Below are 25,284 nucleotides of genomic sequence, written 5' to 3' on the forward strand. Positions count from 1 at the left end.
TGCGATTGCTTGCCTGCGCATAAAGCCCCGGCGCGGACAATGTCCTAAGGCTGGCTGCAAGGATAACTGGAGGAAGCATGACCGGTCCGGCTAAACCCACGACTTTCGACCCGATGGCACCGGACGTGCTTCGTGATCCCGCGGCGGCCTACGGCGCGGCGCGCGACGCAGGCAAAATCCTGAAAGTGAGCGGGCGTTTCGAACAGGATTTCTACATCGTCTCGAGCTACGAGGACGTGAAATCGGTAATGGGCGACCACCATCAGTGGACAAAGCGTGAAGGTGCCTTGCTTCGCTCCACGGAACGCGACGTCGGCATGAGTCAGGATCCGCCGGCGTTCAACGCCTTCCGCAAGATCTACGCCAGTTTCGTCGGACCGCGAGGAGTGCTACGCTGGTCGGACGCCATGCACCGTTACGTGGACGAATACCTCGATGCCATCGTGTCGCGGGGAAGCGCAAATCTGCATGATGACTTCGCACGGCCGCTTCCAGTAAGGGTCATGGCTACGGTCGTCGGCCTGCCCATGGACCGGCTCGATGACTATCAGTCCTGGACCGAGTATTTTCTGACGAGCCAGTTCAATGAGCCCGATCCCGCCGTTGGCAAGCGCATGATCGAGGGGCTCTATTCATTCTTTGACGAGCAATTCGCGCACCGGGAAGCCGTGCTCCGTGCAGCGGGCATCGACCCGTCGGACGCAACTGAGAACGCCCTGGGCCCTGTGCTGAGCGAAGACCTCATTTCGCTCCTGGTCGTCGCGCGCCTGGGCGGCCGCCTGCTGACCCTGGACGAACGGCACCGGACCGCGCGCGGCTTCTTCGTCGGCAACGACACCTTCACCTCGCTGTTCCTGAACATGCTCTATCGGCTGCTCGAAAACCGCAGCCTGTGGGAAGCGGTGAAGGCCGATCGCTCATTGGTGAATGTCGCGATCGAGGAATCGCTGCGGCTCGATCCGCCCTCGATCGGCATGTTCCGCCTCTCTACCCACCGGATCGAGCTGCACGGTGTCGAGATTCCAGAGCACTCCCGCGTGCTCTTCGCGATTCCCGGCGCCAACCATGACCCTGCCGTGTTCGACAGGCCGGACGAATTCCGCCTCGACCGCCCGCGCGAGGAAATGCAGCGTCATCTCGGCTTCGGATTCGGCCCGCATTTCTGTCCGGGGGCCAGCATCGCCCGCCTCGAAGCAAACATTGCACTCAACAGAGTGCTCGACCGCATGCCCGATCTTGAATTGACCGAGCCGCCCGAACGGATCGAGCCATTCAATTTCTGGGGTTACAAGACCTTCATGGCGAAGTGGTGATTGACGCCCGGCCCGTTTGGGCCTGAGTTGTTATATCAAATCTGCGATACCTTGCCTGGGCAACTTGCGGCCGGGGCAAGGCTGGGAAAAGGATGCAGCATGGCTGAAAACCAATCCGAACTCGTGGGCGCGGCCCGCACCATCGCACGCGATGTCCTGAGGCAGCATGCCGAGGATGTCGACCAGAACGAACGCTATCCCGAAGAGGGACTTCAGGCCCTGATTGATACGGGCATTTGCGGCATGACCGTTCCCCGTGCATTCGGCGGGCATCAGGTCAGCGCGGTCGATGCCACGCAGATCGTCGAGGAACTGGCCTGGGGCTGCCCCTCCACGGCCGCCTTGATGCTCACCTGGGGCGGCAGCGTCCTCTCGATCGCTGAATATGGTAGTGACGCGCAGAAACAGGCCGTCCTGCCCGGCGTGGCCGATGGCAGCGTCACTCTGAGCTTCGCGCTGACCGAACCGCACACCGGGTCCGATGCCGCCGCGATCACCGGCCGGGCCGAACGCGATGGCGAAGGCTGGATACTCAACGGCCGCAAGGTGTGGATCGGCAACGCCGCACGCGCAACGTATGTGGTCTGTGCACTCAAGACCGCCCCGGACGCCGGTGCCAAAGGCATCAGTTCCTTCCTGATCCCGCGCGGCACCAAAGGCGTCTCGATCCCCGAAATCTATTCCAAGATGGGCGCACGCGGCACGATCCACGGCGACCTGCTGCTGGAGGACGTACGCCTTCCCGCAAGTGCCCTGCTCGGCACCGAAGGGCGCGGTTTCGCGCAGATGATGCACAGCCTCGATTTCGTCCGCCTGATCACCGCCTCTCATGCGATTGGCATTGCCCGCGCCGCCTACGATGCCGCGGTCGAGCGCGCGAAGACCCGCACCGCGTTCGGCAAGCCGATCGGCCAGCATCAGGCGCTGGGCTTCATGGTTGCCGACATGGCCGTCGATATCCAGGCCGCGCAGGCCATGGTGGCGCAGGCCGCCGCGATCCTCGATTCCGGCCAGGCCATTCCGCAACAGGCCGCCGCCGCCAAGCTGTTCGCGACCGAGGCCGCCACCCGGGTGGCGCACAAGGCGCAGCAGATCTGGGGCGCGGAGGGCTGCCGGTCGGGCAGCATGGTGGAACGCATGTACCGCGAAGCGCGTGTTACCGAAATCTGGGACGGGACCTCGCAAATCCAGCGCCTGGTCATTGCACGGGGGATTCTCGGACGATGAGCGATACCACCCCCAAGGACCGGATGGAAAAGCGTATCTGGGGCATCCAGCCCGAAGAGCTGGCCACCAGGCCGACTATCTATCGAGATGACCTGTTCGCGGGACAGAAGGTCGTACTTTCGGGTGGCGGCAGCGGCATGGGCCGGGCGACGCTGTTCCTGCTGCTGCGGCTGGGCGCGGACGTGCTCATCTGCGGCCGCGACGGCGAAAAGCTGGATCGCGCCGCGGACGATGCCGAGCGCCTTGTTGGCCGCCGCCCCCTGACCCATTCCATGACCATCCGCGATTCCGATCAGGTCGAAGGCCTTGCCGACGCGGCTTTCGAGCAGCTGGGCGGCGTGGACCACCTCGTCAATTCGGCCGGCGGCCAGTTCCCGATCAACGTGCTCGATCTCAAGCCCAAAGGCTGGAACGCGGTCGTCGATACCAACCTCAATGGCACTTACTGGATGATCTCGGCATTCGGCAGGCGCTGGGTCGAACGGGACGAACCGGGCAACGTGGTCACGCTGACCATGGTGAGCGATCGCGGCGTGCCGCAATCCGCGCACAGCTGCGCCGCGCGAGCCGGGGTGCTCGGGCTGACGAAGTCGCTCGCAGTCGAATGGGCCCCGCACCACATTCGCCTCAATTGTCTGGCCCCCGGCACGATCGAGACCGAGGGCCTCAACCAGTACCCGGAAAGCCTGCTCGGCCGCATGGGTCAGGGCAATCCGATGCGCAAGATGGGCGACACGTGGGACATTGCCGAGGCAGTCGTCTGGCTAATGAGCCCCGCGGCGGACTTCGTGACCGGCGAGTTCCTGCACATCGACGGCGGCATGCAGTTGCTCGGCACCAACTGGCCGCTGGGCAAGCCCGAATGGTTCGAGGGGATGTGATGGCGATCCTACCCGCCCATCACGCCCCGCGTGCCGCAGATTATCTTGCCAAGGGGTACTGGATTTCTGGACCGGCGCCCGATCCCCTGGCACTGGCAGCCCAACGCAGCCCTGAAAAGACCGCGTTGATCGATCGCGATGGCGCTCTGAACTACGCGGCGCTCGACCGTCTCGTCGACCAGTTCGCGCTGGCTCTGCTCACGCGCGGACTGGGACCGGGCGACCGGATTGCCATCCAGCTGCCCAATGTGCGCGCCTTCGCGATAGCCCAGCAGGCCGCCTTGCGCATCGGCGCCGCCTATGTGCCGCTGCTGCCGCAACTGCGCGATGCCGATGTGGAATATGCGCTGACCGCATCCAAAGCGCGCGCGCTGGTCGTTCCCGGCATCTTCAAGGGCTTCGACCACGCGGCGATGGCGCAGCGCATGCCGGTGGAGCATGTCTTCGTCGTCGGCGATAGTTTCGAAATGGCTTTGGCGGAGGACAATTCCGCGCAGGCCGCCAGGCTCGCCGCCCTAGCCGTCGATCCCGATGCCCTGCGCGTGGTGCTCTTCACCAGCGGAACCGAATCCAAGCCCAAGGGCGTGCTCCATAGCTACAACACCCAGTATTTCGGGCTGAAGCGGCATGTCACGTACTTCGGACTCGGGCCCGACGATGTCGTCATGTGCGTCTCGCCGGTCGGGCACGGAACGGGCGCGGTGAACGGGATCGAATTTGCCATCCATCTGGGCGCGACCGTGGTGCTGATGGAAAGCTGGAATGCGGCATCCGGCCTCGACGTCATGCGCCAGCACGGTGCGACCATGATGTGGGGCGCCACGACCTTCTATGCGGACCTTGTCCGGGCGGCCGAAGGTGCCCCCCCACTGGAGCATTTCCGCTACGCATTCACCGCGGGCGCGCCAGTGCCCCAGCAATTGCCCGCGCTGGTTTCCGAACGGCTGGGGGCCACGTTGATCGCGGCCTATGGCCAATCCGAAGGGCAGAACATCACCATTACCCGGGCTGACGACCCGATCGAAAAGCTGCTCGGCTCGGACGGCCGTTTCCATGACGGGATCGACTGGAAACTGGTCGACGCCAACCGACAGCCTCTCCCACGCGACGCGGAAGGAGAGATTGCCTACCGCGGCCCGAACGTCTGCCTCGGTTATCTCGATCCGGCGCATACGGCCCGGGCCTTCGATGAGGACGGGTACATCTACAGCGGCGATCTGGGCCGCGTGGACGCGAACGGCTATCTGCGCATCACCGGACGGGCCAAGGATATCATCATCCGCGGCGGCGAAAACATATCACCCGCCGAAGTGGAGGGGCTTCTGTTCGATCACCCGATGATCGACAAGATTTCGGTCATCGGCTTCCCCGATGAACGGCTGGGCGAAAGGGCCTGTGCCGTGATCCTGCCTGCCGGTTCGGAAAAGCCCGAGGTCGCGGACCTCGTCCGGCACATGGCCGGCAAGAACGTCGCCAAGTTCAAGTACCCCGAAGCGGTTCTGCTGGTCGACGAAATGCCGATGACGGCCAGCGGCAAGATCCGCAAGGAAGTGCTGCGCCCGCTGGTTCTGGAAGCCTGCGGGTCATGAGCCGCGACGGCGCCTCCACCGGTTCCCTCGGCGGCCTTCTCGTCCTCGATTTCACCACGCTTCTGCCCGGCCCGCTGGCAACGCTGATGCTGGCGCGCGCCGGGGCCGAGGTGATCAAGATCGAACGGCCGGAGGGCGAGCCCATGCGCTCCGATCTCCCCGTGTTCGAAATCCTCAACCGCGGCAAGCGCTCGATCGCGATCGATCTCAAGGCAGATGGCGCAAAACTGGCCGGCCTCGCTGCCCGCGCCGACGTGATCATAGAGCAGTTCCGTCCCGGCGTGATGGACCGGCTGGGCTTTGGCTATGAAGCCGTGCGCGCTGTCAATCCTTCTGTGATCTATGTTTCACTCAACGGCTACGGGTCGGAAGGCCCCGACACGCTGCGACCAGGCCATGACCTGACGTGGCAGGCCGAAAGCGGACTGCTCTCGCTCAACGTCGATGCCAATGGCGCGCCGGTCCTGCCGGCCGCGATGGTCGGTGACATCGCCGCCGGAAGCCACGCCGCCTTCGCCAACATTGCCCTAGCCCTCTACCGCCGCGAAAAGTCCGGAGAGGGAGCCCGGATCGAGGTGCCGATGTTCAACGGCCTGCTGGCCTTTCTGGCGGAACCCCTCGCCCATTCGGCCGCAGGCCAGTCCGTGCACCCCGGCTACAGCCCCGCCACCGGCAGTTCGCCGCGCTACGGCATCTATCGTGCCGGAGATGGCCGCTATCTTGCGCTCGCATCACCCGAGGAAAAGTTCTGGAAGGCCTTCTGCCAAAGGACCGGCCTGCCGCTCGACGCCGGCCGCGAGACCATCGCAGCGCGACTGCTGGAGCGCGGCGGGCAGGAATGGATCGACAGTTTCGACGGTGCGGACTTGTGCTGCAGCCTTGTCCTGACCGTCGGGGAGGCCTTGGCGACCCCCCGCATGCAGCGCCTGCTGGAAGCTGATCCCTTGCCATTGCCGATCGCGCGTCAGCTTGCCACAGGGGCCGGCCCGCTCGAAGCAGCTCCGGTTCTGGGTGAGGCGAACGGCACGTTGCAATCGCAGGTGTGATAGCGCGCCCACCCCGCTTCCGGCAGCGGCCATAGCGGCGATAGGCTCCCCTTCCAGATGACAAGATCCTCAGGCCCCAAGGTCCCTCCGGCAGCACGGAGGCCCCGAGACGCTGTGGAGAAGGTGGAGAGCAGGCAGATGGCCGCAGACGGCAACAATCCCGACGGCCAATTGCATATCCTGTTGCGCGAATGGCGCACCGCCTGGCGACCGGGAATCGGAGCCATTGTCGGGGGCTCGCTCGGCTATTCGCTGTGGTCAGCAGTCTCCAGCCTCTTCGTCATCCCCTTGCAGCAGGAGTTCGGGTGGAGCCGCGGCGAAATCGCGGCGGCCAATTACGCCGGACTGATTACCGCGTTCGCAGCCCCTGTTGTCGGCCGGATCGTCGACCGGCTGCACGCCAAGCCAGTCCTCGTAACCGGGCTCATTCTGGTCGCAGCGTTCTATGGGATGCTAGCCCTGCTCACGGGCTACCTGCCCATATACTATCTGCTCTACTTCCTTCTCAATCTGTTCGGCATGGCAACTACCGGCATCACTGTTACGCGCATTGTCGCCGGGTATTTCAACAGGAGCCGGGGAACCGCGCTGGCGATAGCGCGATCGATGCTTGGGATTTCGGCTGCGCTGACGCCCCTTCTGATCCATCCTGCGATTGAACGCTATGGCTCCGCTGGCGGTTTCCTTACGCTTGGAGCCCTTGCACTTTTCGTAGCATTGCCCCTCGTCGCATTCCTCGTGCCCCGATACAGGGCTGGCGGAGGGGAACCGATCGCGGGCAGAGGTGCGCCACCCAGCCGGATGCTGGCTCTGCTTTCCCGCTCCAAGGTACGGATCATCTGCCTGGCTGCGGCCCTCAACTATGCTCCTGTTGTTGCCATCGTCTCGCAGCTTCAGCCGATAGGCATCGGCCGCGGCCTTTCCGAGGGCGTCGCGGCAGGTGCCGTGGGCATTCTGGGCATGGCGGCCGCGACCGGCGCCATCCTGAGCGGTGTCCTCGTCGACCGTTTCTGGGCTCCGGCAGTCGCCTTCACGCTGAATCTCATCGCTGGGCTCGGCTGCGTCTTCCTCGTGTTCGCGGGCCATTCGATCTCGCCCACGGCCTTTTACCTGGCAGTGTTTCTGATCGGCATCGGACAGGGCGCGGAGATCGACGTCGTGGCCTACATGATCGCGCGCTATTTCGGTCTTGCCGACTATTCGACGATCTACGGCCTGTCGACCACCTGCATTGCCCTTGCCACAGCAATCGGAACCCCGCTCATCGGCTCGGCCTATGACCTGTTCGGCGGCTACGACGAGGCTATCCTCTGCTGCGCTGCAAGCTTCGGCCTTGCCGCTATCGCCTACCTGGCGATGGGGCGCTATCCCGCCTCGCCGGCAGAAGATTGATCCTGCCGGTGCCGAGCGCGCCAGTGCCTCGGGCTGGTCCCTGTCGCCCGCCGGAACGCGGTTCTGTAAAAGCCCGCGTCGCTGTAGCCGACGAGCGCTGCGATCCGCTCGATCGTGAAGGGCGAGCGCTCCAGCATTCGCTTTGACGCCTCGACCCTCAGCGACTGCAGGTACTCGACCGGGCTCATCCCGGTTTCCGCCTGGAAATGCCGGTGCAGCGTGCGCCGGTGAACCCCCATCGCACACGCGAGATCTTCGATGGAGACCTTTTGCGAAAAGCGCGTCACCAGCCAGTCCTTGGCCCGTTCGATGAGGTAGTCCTGCGTGTGCAGGTCCCCTGCCAGCGCCGTTCGCGTGATCCCCAGCCGCGAGGCCAGCCAACGCCCGGTATTGGCCGAGGTGACCGCCGTCACCAGCGTCACGGCCAGTTCCTGATCGTACACACCGCCCTGGCTGGTCACTATGTTCGCGTCCTCGATCAGGACCTTGCCCGGCTCGAATCGAACGCGCGGCCAGCGCATGTGCCACTCGGCCAGTTTCCCGACCGGTGCCGTCGCCTTGATCGCCTCGAGCAGGCCGTTCGCCGCCAGCAAGGCGATCCCCTCCCCGCTCGCACCGATGATCGCCCCTTCCGCCCTGCGCGCCTTGAGCCAGTGCCCCAATTCACCGCCATGTCCGCGTTCCCGATCCTCGCGGTCGGCCTGATCGGCAGCACAATCGGCAACGAAAACGACGTCGCACGGCGTCTCGTCGAGGGAGCCCGTCATGGGCAGCAAATGCCCCCCCTCGGTTGCCGGTCGGTCCTTGCCAGGCGCCAAGAGACGCAGATCGACCACGTCGAACCGGTCAGAGGCGGGCAGGATGTCCACCGCGCCGTATTGCCGTCTGACGTAGCTGCGGGCCATTTCGAATCCATCGACAACAGCGCCAACGCTGCCCATTCGCGCGCCCGGTGGCACGACGATCGCCACACGTGCGACCTGGGGTAAGTGCTCGAGTCTCATAAGACTCGTTTATTGTCTCAACCCCCAATTGTCGATTTTTGCGGCACGGCTGTATCCCAATGCCAACGGAAAGGTCCCGGCCAGGGACGATGACAGAAATCGGGAGCCAGGAATGCCGGATTGCCGAAAGCAATTGATCGAGATGATTCTGGAAGAGGACAAGTTCGATCACACCGGCGCGGAAATCGAGCCGATGCAGATCGAAGCGGCCAATGCCCTGTTTCTTGACCTGCGCGGAAAGATCCCCGTGCTTGACCGACGCGCCCGCGAAGCGGGCATCGAACGCATCAAGCGGTTCGAGGACATCGTGCCCTTGCTCTTCGCCCACACCGTCTACAAGTCCTATCCCGAAAGCTTCATCGAGAAGGGCCGCTGGCACAGGATGCTGGCCTGGCTCACGACACTTTCGGCGGACGACTGGACCCACGTCGACGTCGAAGGCGTCAAGGACGCCGACGAGTGGCTTGATCGCCTCAAGGCCGCGGGCTGCACCGTGCTCGCCACGAGCGGGTCGAGCGGGAAATGCTCGTTCCTTCCCGCATCGATGAAGGACCGCGAACTCAAGCACCGCCATTTCCGCAACGCGGTCGGCTGGCCGTTCGTGAAGGCCGGCAACCAGTACGACGTGTTCTGGACCGGCCCGATCGAAGGCCCGAACAGCGCCATCGAGGCAGGCCAGATGTCACGCGATCACTGGGCCAGGGCCGGCGCGTTCCACAACCTGATCAAGGAGCCGTTGCGCATCACCGATGTCGCGGAGACAGCCGCGCTCAATCGCCGCATGCGCGAGGGCAAGGCCAGCCCTTCGGAAATCGAGGCCTTCCAGCAGAAGAATGCCGAGGCGGGCAAGCGGATCTCGGCGGGCATCATCGAATTCATCGATACCCTGCTCGAGAAGCGCCACCAGCCGGTCTACGTCAACGGCCTCTGGGCGCAGCACATGCAGATCATCGAGAGGGCGCGCTCCAAGGGCATCCCCGACGGCGATTTCCACCCGGACAGCGTCATCAATGCCGGCGGCGGCATCAAGGGTATCGCCCTGCCCGATGACTACAAGGAACAGGTTGCAGCCTTCTACGGAGACGTGGTGCGCCCCGGTGCCTACGGCATGACTGAAATGGCGCAAGTGATGCCGCGCTGCGAAGCCGGGCGCTACCATCGCCCGCCTGGTCTGATCTGGCTGCAGCTCGACCAGCCGGGCGAGAATCTGATCAATGCCAGCGAAGGTGTGGTCGAAGGCCGCTTCGCCTTCCTTGACCTGATCTACACCGGCCGCTGGGGCGGCTGCATCACTGGCGACAAGGTAGAGATCGACTGGGGCGATACCTGCCCCTGCGGTCGCCCGGGGCCGACCATTCTCGATACGATCGTGCGCTACGCCCAGGCGGGCGAGGAAGACCACATCGGCTGTGCCGGGACGATAGACGGCTATGTCAAGGGAGCCATGGCGCAATGAACACGCAGACTTCTCCGCTGACGGGCGCAGTCCCGCATGTAATCAAGGGTGAAGTGGTCGAAGGAGCCGACGAGGACTATGGCCGCTTCCGTACGCCCAGGCTGGACCTCGACGCGCTCGTCTGGCCGCGCTGCGATGCGCCGCCGGCGGCAGATGTGCCCGTGGCCGAGATCATCGACATCCTGGTGCAGCTGGGCGACTGGATTGGTCGCGATCCCGAAGGCGCGCTGGAGCGCGCCATGCTGGCGAGTGCCGGCACCAATCCGCTCGAACGCGGTGTGCTGGAACGCAGCTACGGCTCGCTTCCGCGGTGCTTCGAGCGTGCCTCGCTGGAATTCCAGGTCGAGCAGGAACTGGGCGGAGCCGATGTGCTCGACGGTTGGCGCGAGGTGCGAACGCCCTATGGCACGACAGCCCGGATCAGGGCCTTTCCGCCCCGGCTGATCCACATCGTCGCGGGCAATGCACCCGGCGTTACCGCGATGACCGTGGCGCGTGGGGCGCTGACCAAGGGCGTCCACCTGCTCAAGCTGCCCTCTAACGACCTCTACACCGCCAGCGCCGTGCTGCGCGGTCTGTCGGCGGTCGCCCCCGGCCACCCGCTCTCGCGCTCGTTTTCAGCCGCCTACTGGCGCGGCGGGGACCGCCACGTGGAATCGATGCTGTTCCGGCCGATCTTCTTCGACAAGCTTGTGGCATGGGGCGGCGAATCCGCGCTGCGCTCGGCCAAGGAATACATCGGCCCGGGCTTCGAGCTCGTCGCGTTCGATCCGAAGACGTCGATCTCGATGATCGGGCGCGAAGTCCACGCCAGCGACGCGCTTCGCGCCGAAGTCGCCGACAAGGCTGCGGCAGATGCCACGGTGATGGACCAGCAGGCCTGCTGCTCCAGTCGCTTCCAGTTCGTCGAGGGAAGCATGGAGGAGGTCGAAGCCTATGCCGCGGCCCTGCAGGCCCGGCTTGGCGTCGAGCGGGCGATGTGTTCGGCATGCACCACCCCGCCCTCCGGAGAGATCCGCGAGGAGATCGAAGCGCTCGAAATGCTCGAACCGGACTACAAGGTGTTCGGAACTTTCGACGGCCGCGGGATCGTGATCCGCAGCGAGGTGCCGGTGGACTTCTACCCCGACGGCAAGGTCGTCAACGTGGTGCGGGTCGACCGGCTGGAGGATGCGATTTTGGAAGCCAATGTGGCGACGCAGACCGTCGGCGTGTTTCCGGAAAGCCGCCGCAGGGCATTGCGCAACGTGCTTGCCGCGCAAGGCGTGCAGCGCGTGACGGCGATCGGAAGCGCCGGAAACGTGCAGGCAGGCCTGCCGCACGACGGCTTCCTGCCGCTTCAGCGCTTCATCCGCTGGGTGAATGACGAGGACTGAACCGCGCCGGCACACGGCCGAAGAACAATTTGGGATCGAGGAGGATTGAGGATGGTGCGAGTGCTTCCCCTGCCCGGGGGCATCGGGGCGCAAATGGTCGGCCTGGACCTGTCGCGCGAACTGACCGACGAAGAGCGGCAGTCGGTCATGGCCGCATGGACCGAATACGGCCTGCTGCTCGTGCGTGATCCGCGGGCGGACGACGCGGCCCAGCTGCGCCTGTCCAACCTGTTCGGCAAGCCAGAGCCTTCCGCGACGCCGCAGCTGAACGATCCCTACAACGACGTGATGATGACGCTGGCCTACGAGCCCGGCGATCCCAAGGGCCAGTTCAAGCAGCACTACGCGATCGGCGGCATCGAGCGCGCGGGCTGGCTTGGCTGGCACTGGGACCAGTCGTTCATGCCCACCATCGTGCGCGGCGCCGTGCTGCGCATGACGTCCCCGGCAAAGCTCATGGGACGCACGGGCTTCATCGACGCCATCGCCGCCTATGATCGCCTGCCCGACATGCTGAAGACACGGATCGAGGATCTCGAGGTAGTCTACGAATTCAACCCCGATTTCGCCTCGGGCCAGTTCGGCTTTCCCGAGGACATCCGCAAGCTGGTGGTGACCGGAGATGATCCTGCAAAGGCCATGCGCTTCCCACCGGTGATTCACCCGCTGGTAATCCGCCAGCCCGAAACGGGGCGCAAGGTGCTCAAGCTCTCGCCCATGCATGCCCGCTACATCCTGGGCATGGACCGCGCCGAAAGCGATGCCCTGCTGGCCGAAGTCGCCGACCGCCTCGTCAACACCGGCCACACCTACTTCCACGACTGGCAGACCAACGACATGCTGGTCTGGGACAATTGGCGGATGATCCACAGCGCCGAAGGCGTGCCGCTCGATTGCCCCCGCTCGGCTCGGCGCACAACGATTTCGGGCGACTACAACGTCGGCCGTTACCTCGACGATGCGCTGGACCGGGAACGCGAAGTCGAACGCATCGTCGACTAGGGCGCACACCGATGGACCTTGATCTCGCCGGAAAACGTGCGCTGGTCACCGGAAGCAATTCCGGCATCGGCAAAGGGATAGCGCAGGTTCTTGCCGGCGAGGGATGCACGGTGGCCATTCACGGGCGCGACCATGCCCGCTGCGAAGACGCGGTTGCCGAAATCGTCGCGGCGGGCGGCAAGGCCGTTTCGGCCACCGGCGATCTTGCCAGCGAAGCTGGCTGCGCCGGGGTCGCGGCCTCCTTGCACGACCAGCTTGGCGGCATCGACATTCTGGTCAACAACGCCGGGGGCCGGGCCAGTTCCCACCGCAACGATGGCGTGGAGCGGCCGGAAAACCCCGGCTGGCTGGAAACGCCCTGGGCCGACTGGGTCTGGACCTACGAACAGAACGTGGGCGCCGCTGTCCGCCTGATCCAGAGCTACGTGCCGGGCATGAAAGAACGAGGCTGGGGACGGGTCATCAACATCGCCAGCGCCGCCGCGACGCAGACCGAGCCCGACCTTGCCGACTATGCCGCCGCGAAAGCAGCAATGGTCAACCTCACCTCTTCGCTTGCCAAGACGCTTGCCCATACCGGGATCACGGTCAACACGATCTCACCGGGCGCCGTCGAAACTCCGTCGCTCCGCCGCAGCTTCACCGATCTTGCCGCCAGGCTGGGATGGGACAGCGAGGACTGGGACGAGATAGAGCGGCGCATGACGCGCGAACTGATCCCGATCGCGGCGGACCGCTTCGGCCGGCCCGAGGACATCGGGCGCATGGTGGCGTTGCTGGCGAGTCCGCTTTCGGCCTACATGACCGGTGCGAACTACCGTGTCGACGGCGGCCAGTGCCGCTCGATCAACTGACAGCAAGCCGGAGCACGATGGCATGGCGAACCTCGAAAATTTGCTCGCGATCGAGGAAATCAAGACGCTCAAGGCCCGTTACATGCGGTTCGTCGACACCAAGGACTGGGCTGGCCTGCGTTCCCTCTTCACGGACGATGCCACCTTCGATGCCGGGCTCAGCCCGGAACCCCTGGAAGGGCCCGATCAGTTCGTCGCCTGGGCACGCGCCTCGCTCATGGATGCGGTCACCGTTCACCACGGGCACTGCCCGGAGATCGAGATCACCTCACCGGCCAGCGCCAGGGGCATCTGGGCCATGGAGGATCGCCTGCTCTGGCCCGAAACCGGAACGGATGGGGCGCGGTGGCTCAATGGATTTGGCCATTATCACGAGACTTATCGCCATACCTCCGGTGGTTGGAAAATCGACTCCTGGTGCCTGACCCGGTTGCGAGTCGATACGCCGGAAGGCTGAACGCGCGTCAGTCCTTGCGACCGTAAAGCGCGGCCAGCGTGCCGCCGAGCGGGCTCGGAACGAACCCGTCCCCGAACGGCCAGTCGAGGAATCCGGCCGCCGCCATTGTCCCACCGTCAACATGAAGCGAAGTTCCGGTGACGCATGCCGCCATGTCCGATGCGAGGAACAGCACCGCATCGGCCAACGCATCTGCCGGCGGCGGGGATTTCTGGGGCACGTAGATTTCCAGCCCCTTTCCCTGACAATCCTCCCGGACTTCGGCAAGGAGCGCATGATCCTCTACCGAAAGAGCATCGAAGTTGCCCTTGCTGAACGTTGTGTCCGGCACGACGCAGTTCAGCCGGATACGCTCTGCCGCCAGTTCGACAGCCATCGCCCGGGTAAAGTTCGCCGTAGCGGCCTTGGCCCCGGCGTAGACGGAAAAACCGGCCGCTCCTCGATGCGCCTCAATGGTCGTGAAATTGACGATGCTGCCACCCCGCCCGCTGCGGCGAATGAGCGGAACCGCGCGTTCGACAGACTGGATCACGTAACCGAAGTTGCGCTGGATATCACGCGCATTCTCGTCCCGGTCGACATCCATGAATTGCCGCCGCCGGGTACGACCGGCCACGTTGACCACAATGTCGAGACGATTACACGTTTCCCCGACCAGATTGTAGAATGCGTCCAACTGGTCGGGTTGTGCCGCATCAAGAACCTCGTCTGTGATGAGACCGTTCATCTCGTTCAGCTTCGCCGCCGTGACTTTCTGGGCGTCACCATCCAGATCGCAGATCGCGCAATTCACGCCCGCCCGGGCAAGTGCAAGGGAACAAGCGGCGCCGATCCCGCCGCCACCGCCGATGACCACGGCAGTCCTGCCTGAAAGGTTCGCGCGCTGCTCAAGGAAACCCGCCATCACCCCGCGCCCTTAGCCCATCTCTTCCATGCGAACCCAGCGGCGTTCCGTGTTGGCGAGTTCCACGGCCTCGACGAAGCGGTGCACTGCGGCGGCTTCGGAAAAGCTGGGCGTGCCTTGCTTGCCTTCACGGATGGCGCGCGCCATGTTCACGAACATCGCGTCGTAGGCGAAGAGCGCGCGCGGTCCCGGTTCCGGTGCGATGCACCCGGGAAGATCGTAAGCCTCGGGCGGGATCTCGATCCTGTGGCAGGTGCGTTCAGGAAGCGCCATCGGACGGGCATCGCCTGCGAACAACTGCGCCAGGGGTGCATTGCCGAAAGTGTTGTCGGTCAGGACCAGACGCCCACGGTCTCCCCATACCTCAACGCGCCACCCCTCCGTATCCGGCACGCACCAGCCCGCCTGAAGGCTGCCGATCGCGCCGTTCCTCAAACGTAGGCTGGCCGTGCCGAGATCGTGCGTCTGCGGATGCAGGACATCGCCGTTGGGCAGGTGCCATTCGGGCACCCCTGTGGAGAGTATGCCCGTCGCCTCTTCGACCGGGCCCAGCAGATGCGTCACGAACAGCATTGCGTGGCTAGCAAAGTTCCGCCAGGCGCTTCCGCCGCTGTTCCTGTCGGCGAGCCAAAAGTAGGGATCGGTAGCACCGGACCAGACACAGTTGCTGTAGCACCGTCCGTTTTCCGCCCACAAAGGCTGCATTAGCTGCACATTGAATCCGAGCGGACGGCCGATGAAACCCTCATCGATCATCGCCTTCATCTTCTGCGCTTCGGGTATCCATCGAAATTGGGCATCGACCACGCCGACAACACCTGCGGCAAGCTGGGCATCGCGCATTGCTTCCGCTTCGGCCAAGTTGACCGCGAAGGGCAGCGAGTTGTAGACGTGCTTGCCGTTCCTCAGCGCCGCCATGACCATGGGATAACGGAACGCAGGGCGCGTGCCAACGTCGATGATGTCGATATCGGGATCGGCGGCCATCTCCTCATGGTTCCAGTAGGCCTTGGGGATGCCGTATTCCGCCGCCGCCTTCTCGGCAGTTTCCTGATGCGCGGTGCATACGGCGGCGACTTCGACGCCTTCGATGCGGCGCCAGATCGTCCCGTGTACCTTGAGGCTCCAGTTCGCGCCGATGATCCCGACCTTCAGCGTCATGACTGCCTTTCTCCCATGCACGGCTTTAGTATTCGGTGAGGCTACGTGCACCTCGCTGGCGGTCAAACCGAACGGCAAACGATCGGAATTGCGATGGCACGTCGCCGCCAATACGAAACGGGGGGGCACCACGATCGGATGCGCCCCCGGTTGCGAGACTTTCAAACCCCGCGAAGGTTCAGGGATTGGAACCGATACGCAGCATCGCGGCGCGATCACCCACGCGCGTGACAACCAGTTGCTGGCCCGGCTGGATCGCATCGGCATAGTCCTCGAAAGCCTCGCGCTTGCCGGGATGGCGGGTGCGTACGAAGCTATCCCGGTCGAGCGACAGCGTGACCTGCCCCACGGCCGGATCGGGCGAGGTCACCGTCACGCTGTCCTGCAACGCCGAGTCCACTTTCGCCATGAACGTCGTGGGGTTCTTGGCCGACTGCACGCGCGTGTCGAAAGTGACGCGCAAACGGTCGGACATGTTTGGCATGCTAGCATGCGGGGCATAAGGGTGGACGACAAGCAGGTCTCCCGGCTCGAAATCGGCGGTTGCCCAGCTATCAGGATCGATCTCGTCATCGGGGATCGGCCAAGGCGTTTCGCGCGCCAGATTGTGCAGCCAGCCCTTGTTGTTGTGGCCCACCGCGATCGTCAGCCCGCCAACCTCGCGCGGGCAAGGCGTAAGCGGAATCCACAAGGGCCGATAATCCTGAATTCCCGGCGAGAAGAAACCGTCCTGATGAACCGGGGTTACCGCGGTCTGCGGCGGATAGAGGCGATACTGCACCACCGGGACCATCGCGGGCTTGTCTCCCAGGATTTTGGTAAGCAGTTCCTGGTTCTTCGGATAATTGATCAGGCGCTGGGAAATGCCCGCGAAGCATGGCAGCTCTTCCTGCCCGCGAATCGTCGGCTTGCCGGTCCACTTGGCCTCGACATCGCCCTTGTCGATCAGGCCGAAATCGTCGGCGGCAATCGCCAGCATCGCATCGCGCGCTTCCACCACGGAGTCGGGATCGAGCACATCGCGGAAGAACAGATAGCCATTTTTTTCGTAGAAGGCGTTGAGCGCGTCGAAATCATCCAGCAGGCCGTTGCAGACTTCGTATTCGCGCGAAGGCCGGATCGCCATGGTGTCGATATCGACCGCATCGGGCCGGTTGATCGATCCCTCGCCATTCGGCGTGGTGTATTTCATTGCTTCAACCATCCTCTCGCTCCTCGTTGATCACAATCTGGATTCGATATTGCTCCCGCCCGGCGTTCTTGAAACGGATGTTTCTCTACAAACTACGGATTAGAAAATTCTGTAGGCGAACCTGCCGATGGGCCGCATGAAAAACCACAACCGATCACATTGGCGATACCCATGATCCATCACGGTTCGTGTAAATTTTATTATTTATATTCATAATCTTGCACAAACATGTTGGCCTGCAAAAATCGTCGGTTCAATGTTGCAACTGCCCCATGCACGGCACACACTCTCCCCCTCCGACAACGAATTTCAAATGAGGGGAGAAGCCATGGAAGTCATGGATGCCGAGAGCGGAGTCATGCCGAGCGATCCCGATGTGGTTGCCTTCGTCCGCCGGCCGGACACGTGCCTTAGCGCGATGATCGAGAAAGCGCTCGATTCCTATGCCGGGCGCGATGCATTAGCCTGGCGCCCCACGCGTTCAGGCGTGTTGAGCGATACCTTCGAAGTCATGACCTACAAGGACCTGGCAAGGCGCGTCCGCTCCGTGGCGACGGCGCTCGCCAAAGACCCCGATCTGGGTCTGAAAGCCGGCGACCCGATCGGGATCATGGCCTTTGCCAACGTCGACTTCGTCACCCTCAATCTCGCGCTGGGCCTCTGCGGTGGCGTTATCGCGCCGCTGCAGACCTCCGCCAGCATGGAAGCACTGACCGGGCTGGTCAGGGAACTGGCAGCGCCCTGCCTCGCCGCATCGCTCGAACATCTCGAAGCGATCACCACGCTCGCCATCGCAAGCGAAAAAACGCGCGCAATCCTTATCTTCGACCACGATGGCCTCGACGAAGATGCCCGGGCCGCGATCGCCGCCGCCCAGCAACGCCTAGACGCGGAAAAGCCCGGCTGCCTGATCCTGCCGTTTTCCGAAGTGATCGCACGCGGCGAAAAGCTGCCGCCGCTCGATCCCTTCGTTCCGGCGCCGGGCGAGGACCCCTTGGCTCTGATCTATTACACCTCGGGCAGCACCGGCACACCAAAGGGCGTTATGTACACGCAGAAGCTGGTGAAGCTGGGCTATTCGATAGCCCGCGACCATGCCCCGATCGTCCTGCACTATCAGCCGCTCAACCACTCCTTCGGGATGTCCTTCATCGCCATGGCCCTCGCCAGCGGCGGCACGTCCTACTTTACCGCCAAGAGCGACCTGTCGACGCTGCTGAGCGACATGAAGATGGTCCGCCCGACGACCATGGCTCTCGTCCCGCGCATATCGGAAATGCTGTTCCAGCGTTTCCATGCCGACTACGCCGACGAGATCGCACGCGACGAGGATGCCGCAATGGCGCGGTTCCGCGAAGACGTTCTCGGGGGGCGGATGACCGACATCGTCACCGGGGCCGCACCTACTTCGCCGGAACTTCGCGACTTCATCGAGAAGATGACCGGTCTCACACTGATGGAAGGGTACGGCTGCACCGAAGCAGGCGGCTCGATCACCTTCAACGACCGGGTGATGCGCCCGCCCGTGCTCGAATACCGCCTGATCGACGTGCCCGAGCTCGGCTATTTCACTACCGATACGCCCCATCCGCGCGGCGAGCTCATCCTCAAGAGCGATGCGATGTTCGCCGGGTACTTCGCGCGTCCGGACCTCACGGCAAAGGCCTTCGACGACGAGGGGTTCTACCATACCGGCGACATTATGGCCGAGATCGAACCCGACCACCTCGTCTACCTCGACCGCACCAACAACGTGATGAAGCTGTCGCAGGGCGAATTCGTACCGGTCGCGTTGCTGGAATCGCTCTATGCGGGCGGTGATCCGGTGATCCGCCAGATCTATCTCTATGGCAATTCGACGCGGGCTTTCCTGCTCGGCGTGGCCGTGCCCAACATGGATGCCCTGCCCGAGGGAATCGGTGATGAGGAAATCAAGGCCCGCATGCTCCAGGCTCTGGAACGCATCGCCAGGGCCAACGAACGCCATTCCTACGAAGTCCCGCGCGACCTGATTATAGAGCATGAGCCGTTCTCTCCCGAAAACGGCCTGCTTGCGGGCGTCGGCAAGTACATGCGCCCCGCCTTCAAGGCGCGATACGGAGAGCAGCTCGAAGCGCTCTATGAAGAAATCGCTCGCAGTCAGGACCGCGAGCTGCAGGAATTGCGCAGAACCGGCCGCACCTTCCCAGTTCTCGAAACCGTGTGCCGGGCGGCCGGCGCCGTACTGGGCGGCAAGACCGTTGCCCTTTCCGAGACAGGCTCCTTCGCGTCGTCGGGTGGGGATTCGCTTTCAGCACTGTCCCTCTCGCTGCTTTTGGAGGACATCTACGAACTGCCCGTCGAAGTCAGCGCGATCCTCCATCCCTCGGGCACGTACGGGCTGCTTGCCGCGGAAATCGAGGAGAAGCTGGGCGGCGGTGCGAAGCGACGCGACGCCGTGGCCGTTCATGGCGCGGACCTCACCGTGCTCAAGGCGGCCGACCTGACGCTCGACAAGTTCATAGACGCCGAGATCCTTGGCGCCGCCACCGGCCTGCCCGCGCCGCCCGACGCTGAACCAGAGGTGGTGCTTCTCACCGGTGTCACCGGCTTCCTAGGCCGTTTCATGTGCCTGGAATGGCTGCGTCGGCTGGAGCGCAACGGCAAGGGCAAGGTGGTCTGCGTGGCGCGCGGTGCCGATGACGACGATGCCCGCCGCCGCGTCCTGGCAGGCTTTGAAGGCGGTGATGGCGCACTGGCGGCGGAAGTGGCCCGGCTGGGCGAAGGCCGGCTGGCCGTCTTCGCAGGCGATCTTGCCGCACCCCGGCTGGGTCTCACCGCGACATGCTGGCAGGCGCTGTGCGACCAGGTGGACCTCATTGCTCACCCTGGCGCCTTCGTGAACCACAAGCTGCCCTACCGCCAGCTGTTCGGAGCCAACACAGCAGGCACGGCCGAACTGATCGCGCTGGCTCTCACCACGCGCAAGAAGCGCTTCGCCCATGTCTCTACCATCGCCACGACATACAACGATGGTCATCGCGCGGATGAAAACGGCTACATCGACAGCGCCATTCCCGAATGGCATGTAAGCGACGCCTACGCCGACGGCTATGGGTCGTCCAAATGGGCCGCAGAAGTGCTGCTGGCCAGAGCCAATGAGCAATATGGCCTACCCGTTTCGGTCTACCGTTCGAACATGATCATGGCACCCGGCGAGTTCTCCGGTCAGCTCAATGTGCCCGATATCTTCACTCGCCTGCTGCTGAGCCTGGCGCTGACCCGGCTGGCCCCCGCCAGCTTCTATTCGGGCGATTCCGCGCGGGCCCATTACGAAGGCCTGCCGGTCGATTTCCTGGCCCGCGCCATCGTGACCATTGCCGAAGACAACCGCGCGGGGTTCCATACCTTCCACACGATCAACCCGCACGATGACGGGATCTCGACCGACACTTTCGTCGACTGGATCGGTGAAGCGGGCATTCCGATCGAACGGATCGCGGACTACGACGAATGGGTCACGCGTTTCGGGACGGCCCTGCGCGCCCTGCCTGAAAAGCAGCGGCAAGCCTCGATCCTGCCGTTGATGGACGCGTACAAGCACCCGTCCCCGGCGATCCCCGACTTCCGCGATCAGGCACCTAACTTCCGCCAGGCGGTTGCCGAATCGCAAGTGAACGGAGACGGCGCGATCCCTCATCTCACGCCGGCATTGATTGCTCGGTATCTGGAGGACCTGAAGGCCACCGGCCTGCTCACCTCCTGAACCGCACAGTCAACCCACCCGAACCCGGGGCGATCATCATTGCGATAGATCACCGCAGGTTCTGGCGAAGAGAGCTCGATAAAGCGCAAACAGCACTTATGCCGTGCTGCCTTGCGCCGAACGCGAGCCTGCAAATCGCCCCGGTCAGGAGAATATGATGAAACAACAGTCCGTCCGCATCGATGTCGCCACGTCCATCGGCGCGGCCAGCCCTCAGGAAATCGCGGGCACTGTCTATTTCCCGGACGGCTTCGAGCCGGGTGAACGGCCTCTCGTCATCTTCGCCGCGCCTGGCGGCGGCTATAGCCAGCATTATTACAACATGCAGATCGAGGGGCACGAAGGTTATTCGGAAGCCGAATACCACACGGCCCGGGGCACGGTGTTCGTGAGCATGGACCATCTCGGCGTCGGGGAGAGCAGCCTGGATCTGCAGAACGCACTGACAATCGAGCAGGCCGCGGATTCAAACCACATGTTCGTGAGCGAAGTCCTGGGCAGGCTGAAGGCGGGCACCTTGAGCGAAGAGCTTCCGGCCCTCGCCAATCCGTTTGTCGTGGGCATCGGGCAATCGATGGGCGGCGGCGTGACCATCATCATGCAGAGCCGCAACGCAACTTTCGATGCGATCGCCGTGCTGGGCAAGAGCGCGCTGCACACCACTCTGCCGCAGCCGACATTCGAGCTGTTCGAAGTCCAGCGCTCGATCTTCTACTTCACGCGGACGACCCCTCTCGACGAGCTATCGGTCCAGTTCACATCCGAGAAGATCCCCGACTTCCTCTATCCCTTCCATTGGCCAGAGGAAGAACCCGGTGTCGTGGCCGCAGACATGGAAGGCGGCTATCCCTTGCGCGAGAACCCGCCGAAGTTCGGCAGCGCTACCACGCCCGCCTATGCCGTGGCGATGATGTCGCCTGCCTTCCTCACGCCCGATGCCGCGCGGGTGAAAGTTCCGGTCCTCGTCGCGGGCGGCGAGCGGGACGTGATGCCCGACGTGCGGCGCGAGCCCACCGCTTTCATCAACAGTGACGACATCTCTGTGTTCGTCGTCAAGCGCATGGCCCACATGCACAACTTCGCGCCCACTCGCCGCCTGCTCTGGCAGCGCGTGGCCGATTGGTCGGACATGCTGGCCCGGCGCGAAACGGCCTGACACCCGGACGCCTGCCCCCGAACGGAAGAGCAAGAATGATCACTGTCGATCCCAATTCGCCCGAGGCCCTGACCAACCGGGCCGCCTTCCACAACCGGCTGCGCGAGGAGTGCCCGGTCGCCCGGTCGGCCGATGGCCAGTTCTATTCCGTAGCCGGATACGACAATGTGAAACAGGTGCTGGAAGACAACGCGCATTTCACCAAGGAATGGGGTAGTCAGCTCGTCCGCATGGAACGGGGGGTCGCGCTCAACCAGGACCCGCCCCATTTCGACGATTTCCGCCGCATCTACACTGCCTACATGTCGCCCGCCGGGGTCAAGCGCTGGGCTGCGGACTGCGAGCGGATCGCCCATGAAGTGATCGACAGCTTCGTCGCAAGGGGCTCCGGCGACCTGCAGGAGCTGTTCGCCAAGCCGGTTCCGGCCAAGGTCACCGCGCGCGCGCTGGGCTTTCCGGAAGACGCGGTCGATCGCTACCGCCGGTGGACCGACGCCTTCCTCGACGCGATGATCCGTGACCCGGAAGAACAGGTCCGCATCATCGGCGAAATGAATGCGTTCTTCGAGGAACAGTTCGAACGCAAGCGCCAGCAGCTGCGCGACGCCGGAATCGAGGCCCCCACCCGCGACCACGTCGGATCGGTTATCGACGACAGCCTCACGTCGGTCCTGATGACGACGCTCTATCGCGGCAGGTATCTCACCACCAACGAACTGTGCCGTACAGTTCGTGGCTTCTTCATCGGCGGAGTGGACACCACGGGCGCGCTGATGCTCAACACGCTGAGCCATTTGCTGGAGCAGCCGGAACTGTGGGACCGCGTCAAGGCGGATCCCGAACTCGTCGATACCGCGATCGAGGAAGCGCTGCGCATCACGCCGCCGACACTGGGCATGTTCCGTGGCACGCGATGCCCGGTTTCAATGGCAGGCGAGACGATACCAGCCGAAGAGCGCGTGCTCTATTCGATCCTCAGCGCCAACCGCGACCCCGCCCACTTCGAGGATCCGGAAACCTTCCGGCTCGACCGGAAACGCAATCCACACCTGGCCTTCGGCGCAGGCGCACACTTCTGCCCCGGCGCATGGACAGCGCGCATGGAGGCCGGCATCGTCCTGCGCATCTTCATCGAGCGGTTGCCAAAGCTGCGGCTGGCCGGGCCCATCACCCACTACGAGGCGATCAACTTCTGGATCGTCAGGCACTTTCCCGCCGCCTGGGATTGATGGGAGCAGACTTTCAACTACCAGTTCAACCAGACAGGACAACGCATGACGCACCGCGCAACGTCTATCGCGGACAAAGTAGAAGCCTTTGTCCGCGAAACCGTAATTCCATACGAGAAGGACCCGCGCACAAAAGGCGATGGCCATGGTCCGGATGATGCGCTCGTGCATGAAATGCGGGCCAAAGCACGGGAAGCCGGTGTCCTGACTCCGCACATCCTTGATGACGGAACCCACCTCTCTCAGCGCGAAACGGCGATCGTTCTGATCCGCTCCGGCCTCTCTCCGCTGGGACCTCTGGCGTGCAACACCATGGCTCCTGACGAAGGTAACATGTACCTGCTCGGCCATGTCGCATCGAAGGACCAAAAGCAGCGCTTCCTCGCCCCGCTGGTCAGCGGAGAAGCGCGCTCGGCATTCCTGATGACCGAACCAGCCGACATAAACGGCGCCGGTTCGGATCCGATGATGATGAAGACAACCTGCAAACAGGACGGCAATCACTGGATCATCAATGGCCGCAAGCGCTTCATTACCGGATACAAAGGCGCAAAGGTCGGGATTGTCATGGCCAAGGCCGCAGAAGGCGCATGCATGTTCCTGCTCGATCTGCCCAATGACGCGATTTCCATAACGGATGTTCCCGACACCATCGACAGTTCGATGCCTGGTGGTCATGCAGAACTGGCCATCGAAAACTTGCGCCTTCCTGCAAGCCAAATGCTCGGGCACGCCGGCGAAGGTTTCTCCTATGCGCAAGTTCGCCTGTCCCCCGCGCGTCTGTCGCACTGCATGCGCTGGCTTGGCAGCTGCATCCGCGCGCAGGAAATCGCCAGCGAATATGCGTGCCGCCGCGAAGCATTTGGCAAGTCGCTCATCGATCACGAAGGCGTCGGCTTTATGCTCGCGGAAAACCGCATCCTGATCAAACAAAGTGAATTGATGATCGATTGGGCCGCGAGCGTGCTCGACACAGGAAGCCTCGGTACTGCAGAAAGTTCCATGGCCAAGGTTTCGGTTTCCGAAGCGCTAATGAAGATCGCCGACAATTGCGTGCAGGTCATGGGGGGAACCGGCGTCACCGGCGATACGGTGGTCGAACAGATCTTCCGCGAGGTGCGCGCCTTCCGCATCTACGACGGCCCGACGGAAGTTCACAAATGGTCGCTCGCCAAGAAGATCAAACGCCAAACGCTCAAACGGATTAAGCCGTGAGCGGGGCGGCGGACGCAGCTTCGAACAGTGGTACCACCCCAGTCCGCACAGGGCTCGAATTTGACGAAGCGGCCCTCGCGGCCTGGATGGGCGCAAATGTTCAAGGGTTTGTCGGCCCGATTGAGGTCGAGCAGTTCAAAGGCGGCCTTTCCAACCCGACATACAAGCTGGTGACGCCAGCCAAGGCCTATGTCATGCGGCGCAAGCCGCCGGGGCAGCTTCTTAAAGGCGCGCATGCTGTTGAACGTGAGGCGAAAGTGCTGACCGCGCTTGATGGCCAGGGTTTCCCCGTCGCTCATGTTCACGGGCTGTGCGAGGATGCCGATGTGATCGGCACGCCATTCTATGTCATGGACATGGTTGAGGGCCGTATCTTCTGGGATGCGGCAATTTCCGATGCCGACAACAGCGAACGAGCCGCACTCTTCGATGCGATGAATGCCACGATCGCACAGCTCCACAGCATCGACTACCGGTCTGCCGGACTGGGTGACTATGGTCGCCCCGGCAACTACTTCGGACGCCAGATAGCGCGCTGGTCGAGCCAATACCGCGAAGACGAGGAAGCCGGCCGGGACAATACGATGGATCGGCTGATCGAATGGCTCGAAACCAACCTTCCCGCCGATGATGACGAAACAAGTGTGATCCATGGTGATTTCCGCATCGACAACCTGATCTTCCATCCGAACGAACCACGTGTCCTCGCCGTGCTTGACTGGGAACTCTCGACGCTCGGCCATCCGGGGGCGGATTTCGCCTACCATGCTATGATGTACCGCATGCCTCCTCATATCGTCGCGGGACTCCTCGGCACCGACATTATCCAAATGGGCATCCCCACCGAGGACGAATACCTGGCCCGTTACTGCGAGCGAACGGGCCGAGCTTCGATGCCGGGTTACGACTATTATGTCGCATTCAACTTCTTTCGGCTCGCGGCCATCTTTCATGGTGTCAAGGGCCGGGTTATCCGGGGTACTGCCACCAACAGCCGCGCACGCGAAAGGGTTGCCGCCCTCCCCGAGCTCATCGCCCTTGCCTGGAAGCAAGCACAGCGCGCCGGCGCACGCTGACGCCAATAA

Annotated in this window: 20 protein-coding genes; 16 read left to right on the top strand and 4 right to left on the bottom strand. The window is 63.5% G+C overall.

Annotated features, from left to right (window positions below):
- Window positions 1–77 precede the first annotated feature (77 nt).
- The 6 genes from LK12_RS24995 to LK12_RS21840 all read left to right on the top strand — a co-directional run bounded on the left by LK12_RS24995 (window position 78) and on the right by LK12_RS21840 (window position 7,448).
- Window positions 78–1,313: a cytochrome P450 gene (locus tag LK12_RS24995; RefSeq protein ID WP_197063618.1), complete on the top strand. Its 1,236-nt coding sequence runs from the start codon at window positions 78–80 to the stop codon at window positions 1,311–1,313.
- Between the two features lie 99 nt (window positions 1,314–1,412).
- Entirely contained in the window at window positions 1,413–2,540 is a 1,128-nt protein-coding gene (locus LK12_RS21820) for an acyl-CoA dehydrogenase family protein (protein WP_039289806.1), read from the top strand.
- On the top strand, window positions 2,537–3,421 hold the full coding sequence (locus LK12_RS21825; protein ID WP_052223687.1) for an SDR family oxidoreductase: 885 nt from the start codon (window positions 2,537–2,539) through the stop codon (window positions 3,419–3,421). Before LK12_RS21820 ends, LK12_RS21825 begins: the two co-directional genes overlap by 4 nt.
- Window positions 3,421–5,010 (top strand): AMP-binding protein, encoded by a 1,590-nt coding sequence (locus LK12_RS21830; protein WP_039289809.1) that lies wholly within the window; start codon window positions 3,421–3,423, stop codon window positions 5,008–5,010. Before LK12_RS21825 ends, LK12_RS21830 begins: the two co-directional genes overlap by 1 nt.
- On the top strand, window positions 5,007–6,056 hold the full coding sequence (locus LK12_RS21835; protein WP_039289812.1) for a CaiB/BaiF CoA transferase family protein: 1,050 nt from the start codon (window positions 5,007–5,009) through the stop codon (window positions 6,054–6,056). The genes LK12_RS21830 and LK12_RS21835 overlap by 4 nt, the downstream gene beginning before the upstream one ends.
- 138 nt (window positions 6,057–6,194) lie before the next feature.
- The gene (locus tag LK12_RS21840) at window positions 6,195–7,448 is read left to right on the top strand and encodes an MFS transporter (RefSeq protein WP_039289815.1); all 1,254 of its coding nucleotides are present in this window, start codon (window positions 6,195–6,197) and stop codon (window positions 7,446–7,448) included.
- Here the strand turns inward: LK12_RS21840 and LK12_RS21845 are convergent.
- Window positions 7,421–8,452 carry a GlxA family transcriptional regulator gene (locus tag LK12_RS21845; protein WP_082010686.1) on the bottom strand — a complete coding sequence of 344 codons (1,032 nt, stop codon included), beginning with the start codon at window positions 8,450–8,452 and terminating at the stop codon, window positions 7,421–7,423. The genes LK12_RS21840 and LK12_RS21845 overlap by 28 nt on opposite strands.
- 133 nt (window positions 8,453–8,585) lie before the next feature.
- On the opposite strand from LK12_RS21845, the gene LK12_RS21850 reads away from it, so the two are divergent.
- From LK12_RS21850 to LK12_RS21870, 5 genes are read left to right on the top strand one after another with little or no spacing between them, the layout of a single operon-like run.
- Window positions 8,586–9,908: a hypothetical protein gene (locus LK12_RS21850; protein WP_197063619.1), complete on the top strand. Its 1,323-nt coding sequence runs from the start codon at window positions 8,586–8,588 to the stop codon at window positions 9,906–9,908.
- Window positions 9,905–11,284: an acyl-CoA reductase gene (locus LK12_RS21855; protein WP_039289823.1), complete on the top strand. Its 1,380-nt coding sequence runs from the start codon at window positions 9,905–9,907 to the stop codon at window positions 11,282–11,284. Before LK12_RS21850 ends, LK12_RS21855 begins: the two co-directional genes overlap by 4 nt.
- A gap of 51 nt (window positions 11,285–11,335) precedes the next feature.
- Window positions 11,336–12,286: a TauD/TfdA dioxygenase family protein gene (locus tag LK12_RS21860; RefSeq protein WP_039289826.1), complete on the top strand. Its 951-nt coding sequence runs from the start codon at window positions 11,336–11,338 to the stop codon at window positions 12,284–12,286.
- An 11-nt stretch (window positions 12,287–12,297) separates the two neighbouring features.
- The gene (locus LK12_RS21865) at window positions 12,298–13,140 is read left to right on the top strand and encodes an SDR family NAD(P)-dependent oxidoreductase (protein WP_039289829.1); all 843 of its coding nucleotides are present in this window, start codon (window positions 12,298–12,300) and stop codon (window positions 13,138–13,140) included.
- Between the two features lie 22 nt (window positions 13,141–13,162).
- A complete protein-coding gene (locus LK12_RS21870) occupies window positions 13,163–13,597 on the top strand; it encodes a nuclear transport factor 2 family protein (protein WP_039289832.1) in 435 nt (144 codons plus the stop codon).
- A 7-nt stretch (window positions 13,598–13,604) separates the two neighbouring features.
- Here the strand turns inward: LK12_RS21870 and LK12_RS21875 are convergent, their stop codons facing one another.
- The 3 genes from LK12_RS21875 to LK12_RS21885 form a co-directional block, all read right to left on the bottom strand.
- A complete protein-coding gene (locus LK12_RS21875; RefSeq protein WP_231568447.1) occupies window positions 13,605–14,501 on the bottom strand; it encodes an SDR family oxidoreductase in 897 nt (298 codons plus the stop codon).
- A gap of 12 nt (window positions 14,502–14,513) precedes the next feature.
- A complete protein-coding gene (locus tag LK12_RS21880) occupies window positions 14,514–15,662 on the bottom strand; it encodes a Gfo/Idh/MocA family protein (RefSeq protein ID WP_039289838.1) in 1,149 nt (382 codons plus the stop codon).
- A gap of 178 nt (window positions 15,663–15,840) precedes the next feature.
- Window positions 15,841–16,866 (bottom strand): phytanoyl-CoA dioxygenase family protein, encoded by a 1,026-nt coding sequence (locus LK12_RS21885; protein ID WP_231568448.1) that lies wholly within the window; start codon window positions 16,864–16,866, stop codon window positions 15,841–15,843.
- A 316-nt stretch (window positions 16,867–17,182) separates the two neighbouring features.
- On the opposite strand from LK12_RS21885, the gene car reads away from it, so the two are divergent.
- The 5 genes from car (at window position 17,183) to LK12_RS21910 (ending at window position 25,275) form a co-directional block, all read left to right on the top strand.
- Window positions 17,183–20,599, top strand: coding sequence for a carboxylic acid reductase (car, locus tag LK12_RS21890; protein WP_052223688.1), 3,417 nt, complete (start codon window positions 17,183–17,185; stop codon window positions 20,597–20,599).
- Between the two features lie 157 nt (window positions 20,600–20,756).
- On the top strand, window positions 20,757–21,755 hold the full coding sequence (locus LK12_RS21895; RefSeq protein WP_039289841.1) for an alpha/beta fold hydrolase: 999 nt from the start codon (window positions 20,757–20,759) through the stop codon (window positions 21,753–21,755).
- Window positions 21,756–21,790: 35 nt separating this feature from the next.
- Window positions 21,791–22,984: a cytochrome P450 gene (locus tag LK12_RS21900; protein ID WP_039289844.1), complete on the top strand. Its 1,194-nt coding sequence runs from the start codon at window positions 21,791–21,793 to the stop codon at window positions 22,982–22,984.
- Window positions 22,985–23,029: 45 nt separating this feature from the next.
- Complete coding sequence (locus LK12_RS21905) at window positions 23,030–24,199, top strand: acyl-CoA dehydrogenase family protein (RefSeq protein WP_039289847.1); 1,170 nt, start codon at window positions 23,030–23,032, stop codon at window positions 24,197–24,199.
- Entirely contained in the window at window positions 24,196–25,275 is a 1,080-nt protein-coding gene (locus LK12_RS21910) for a phosphotransferase (RefSeq protein ID WP_039289850.1), read from the top strand. Before LK12_RS21905 ends, LK12_RS21910 begins: the two co-directional genes overlap by 4 nt.
- The last annotated feature ends 9 nt before the right edge of the window (window positions 25,276–25,284 follow it).

This window comes from Novosphingobium malaysiense (genome assembly GCF_000802225.1).
In the GTDB taxonomy this organism is placed as follows: domain Bacteria; phylum Pseudomonadota; class Alphaproteobacteria; order Sphingomonadales; family Sphingomonadaceae; genus Novosphingobium; species Novosphingobium malaysiense.

What these genes read in the sequence shown, in the direction of transcription:
- LK12_RS21845 (WP_082010686.1), bottom strand. Translation starts at nt 8,452, where the DNA reads ATGAGACTCGAGCACTTACCCCAGGTCGCACGTGTGGCGATCGTCGTG.
- LK12_RS21835 (WP_039289812.1), top strand. Translation starts at nt 5,007, where the DNA reads ATGAGCCGCGACGGCGCCTCCACCGGTTCCCTCGGCGGCCTTCTCGTC.
- LK12_RS21860 (WP_039289826.1), top strand. Translation starts at nt 11,336, where the DNA reads ATGGTGCGAGTGCTTCCCCTGCCCGGGGGCATCGGGGCGCAAATGGTC.
- LK12_RS21825 (WP_052223687.1), top strand. Translation starts at nt 2,537, where the DNA reads ATGAGCGATACCACCCCCAAGGACCGGATGGAAAAGCGTATCTGGGGC.
- LK12_RS21885 (WP_231568448.1), bottom strand. Translation starts at nt 16,866, where the DNA reads ATGGTTGAAGCAATGAAATACACCACGCCGAATGGCGAGGGATCGATC.
- LK12_RS21905 (WP_039289847.1), top strand. Translation starts at nt 23,030, where the DNA reads ATGACGCACCGCGCAACGTCTATCGCGGACAAAGTAGAAGCCTTTGTC.
- LK12_RS24995 (WP_197063618.1), top strand. Translation starts at nt 78, where the DNA reads ATGACCGGTCCGGCTAAACCCACGACTTTCGACCCGATGGCACCGGAC.
- LK12_RS21880 (WP_039289838.1), bottom strand. Translation starts at nt 15,662, where the DNA reads ATGACGCTGAAGGTCGGGATCATCGGCGCGAACTGGAGCCTCAAGGTA.
- LK12_RS21895 (WP_039289841.1), top strand. Translation starts at nt 20,757, where the DNA reads ATGAAACAACAGTCCGTCCGCATCGATGTCGCCACGTCCATCGGCGCG.
- LK12_RS21830 (WP_039289809.1), top strand. Translation starts at nt 3,421, where the DNA reads ATGGCGATCCTACCCGCCCATCACGCCCCGCGTGCCGCAGATTATCTT.
- LK12_RS21855 (WP_039289823.1), top strand. Translation starts at nt 9,905, where the DNA reads ATGAACACGCAGACTTCTCCGCTGACGGGCGCAGTCCCGCATGTAATC.
- LK12_RS21900 (WP_039289844.1), top strand. Translation starts at nt 21,791, where the DNA reads ATGATCACTGTCGATCCCAATTCGCCCGAGGCCCTGACCAACCGGGCC.
- LK12_RS21870 (WP_039289832.1), top strand. Translation starts at nt 13,163, where the DNA reads ATGGCGAACCTCGAAAATTTGCTCGCGATCGAGGAAATCAAGACGCTC.
- LK12_RS21840 (WP_039289815.1), top strand. Translation starts at nt 6,195, where the DNA reads ATGGCCGCAGACGGCAACAATCCCGACGGCCAATTGCATATCCTGTTG.
- car (WP_052223688.1), top strand. Translation starts at nt 17,183, where the DNA reads ATGGAAGTCATGGATGCCGAGAGCGGAGTCATGCCGAGCGATCCCGAT.
- LK12_RS21820 (WP_039289806.1), top strand. Translation starts at nt 1,413, where the DNA reads ATGGCTGAAAACCAATCCGAACTCGTGGGCGCGGCCCGCACCATCGCA.
- LK12_RS21875 (WP_231568447.1), bottom strand. Translation starts at nt 14,501, where the DNA reads ATGGCGGGTTTCCTTGAGCAGCGCGCGAACCTTTCAGGCAGGACTGCC.
- LK12_RS21865 (WP_039289829.1), top strand. Translation starts at nt 12,298, where the DNA reads ATGGACCTTGATCTCGCCGGAAAACGTGCGCTGGTCACCGGAAGCAAT.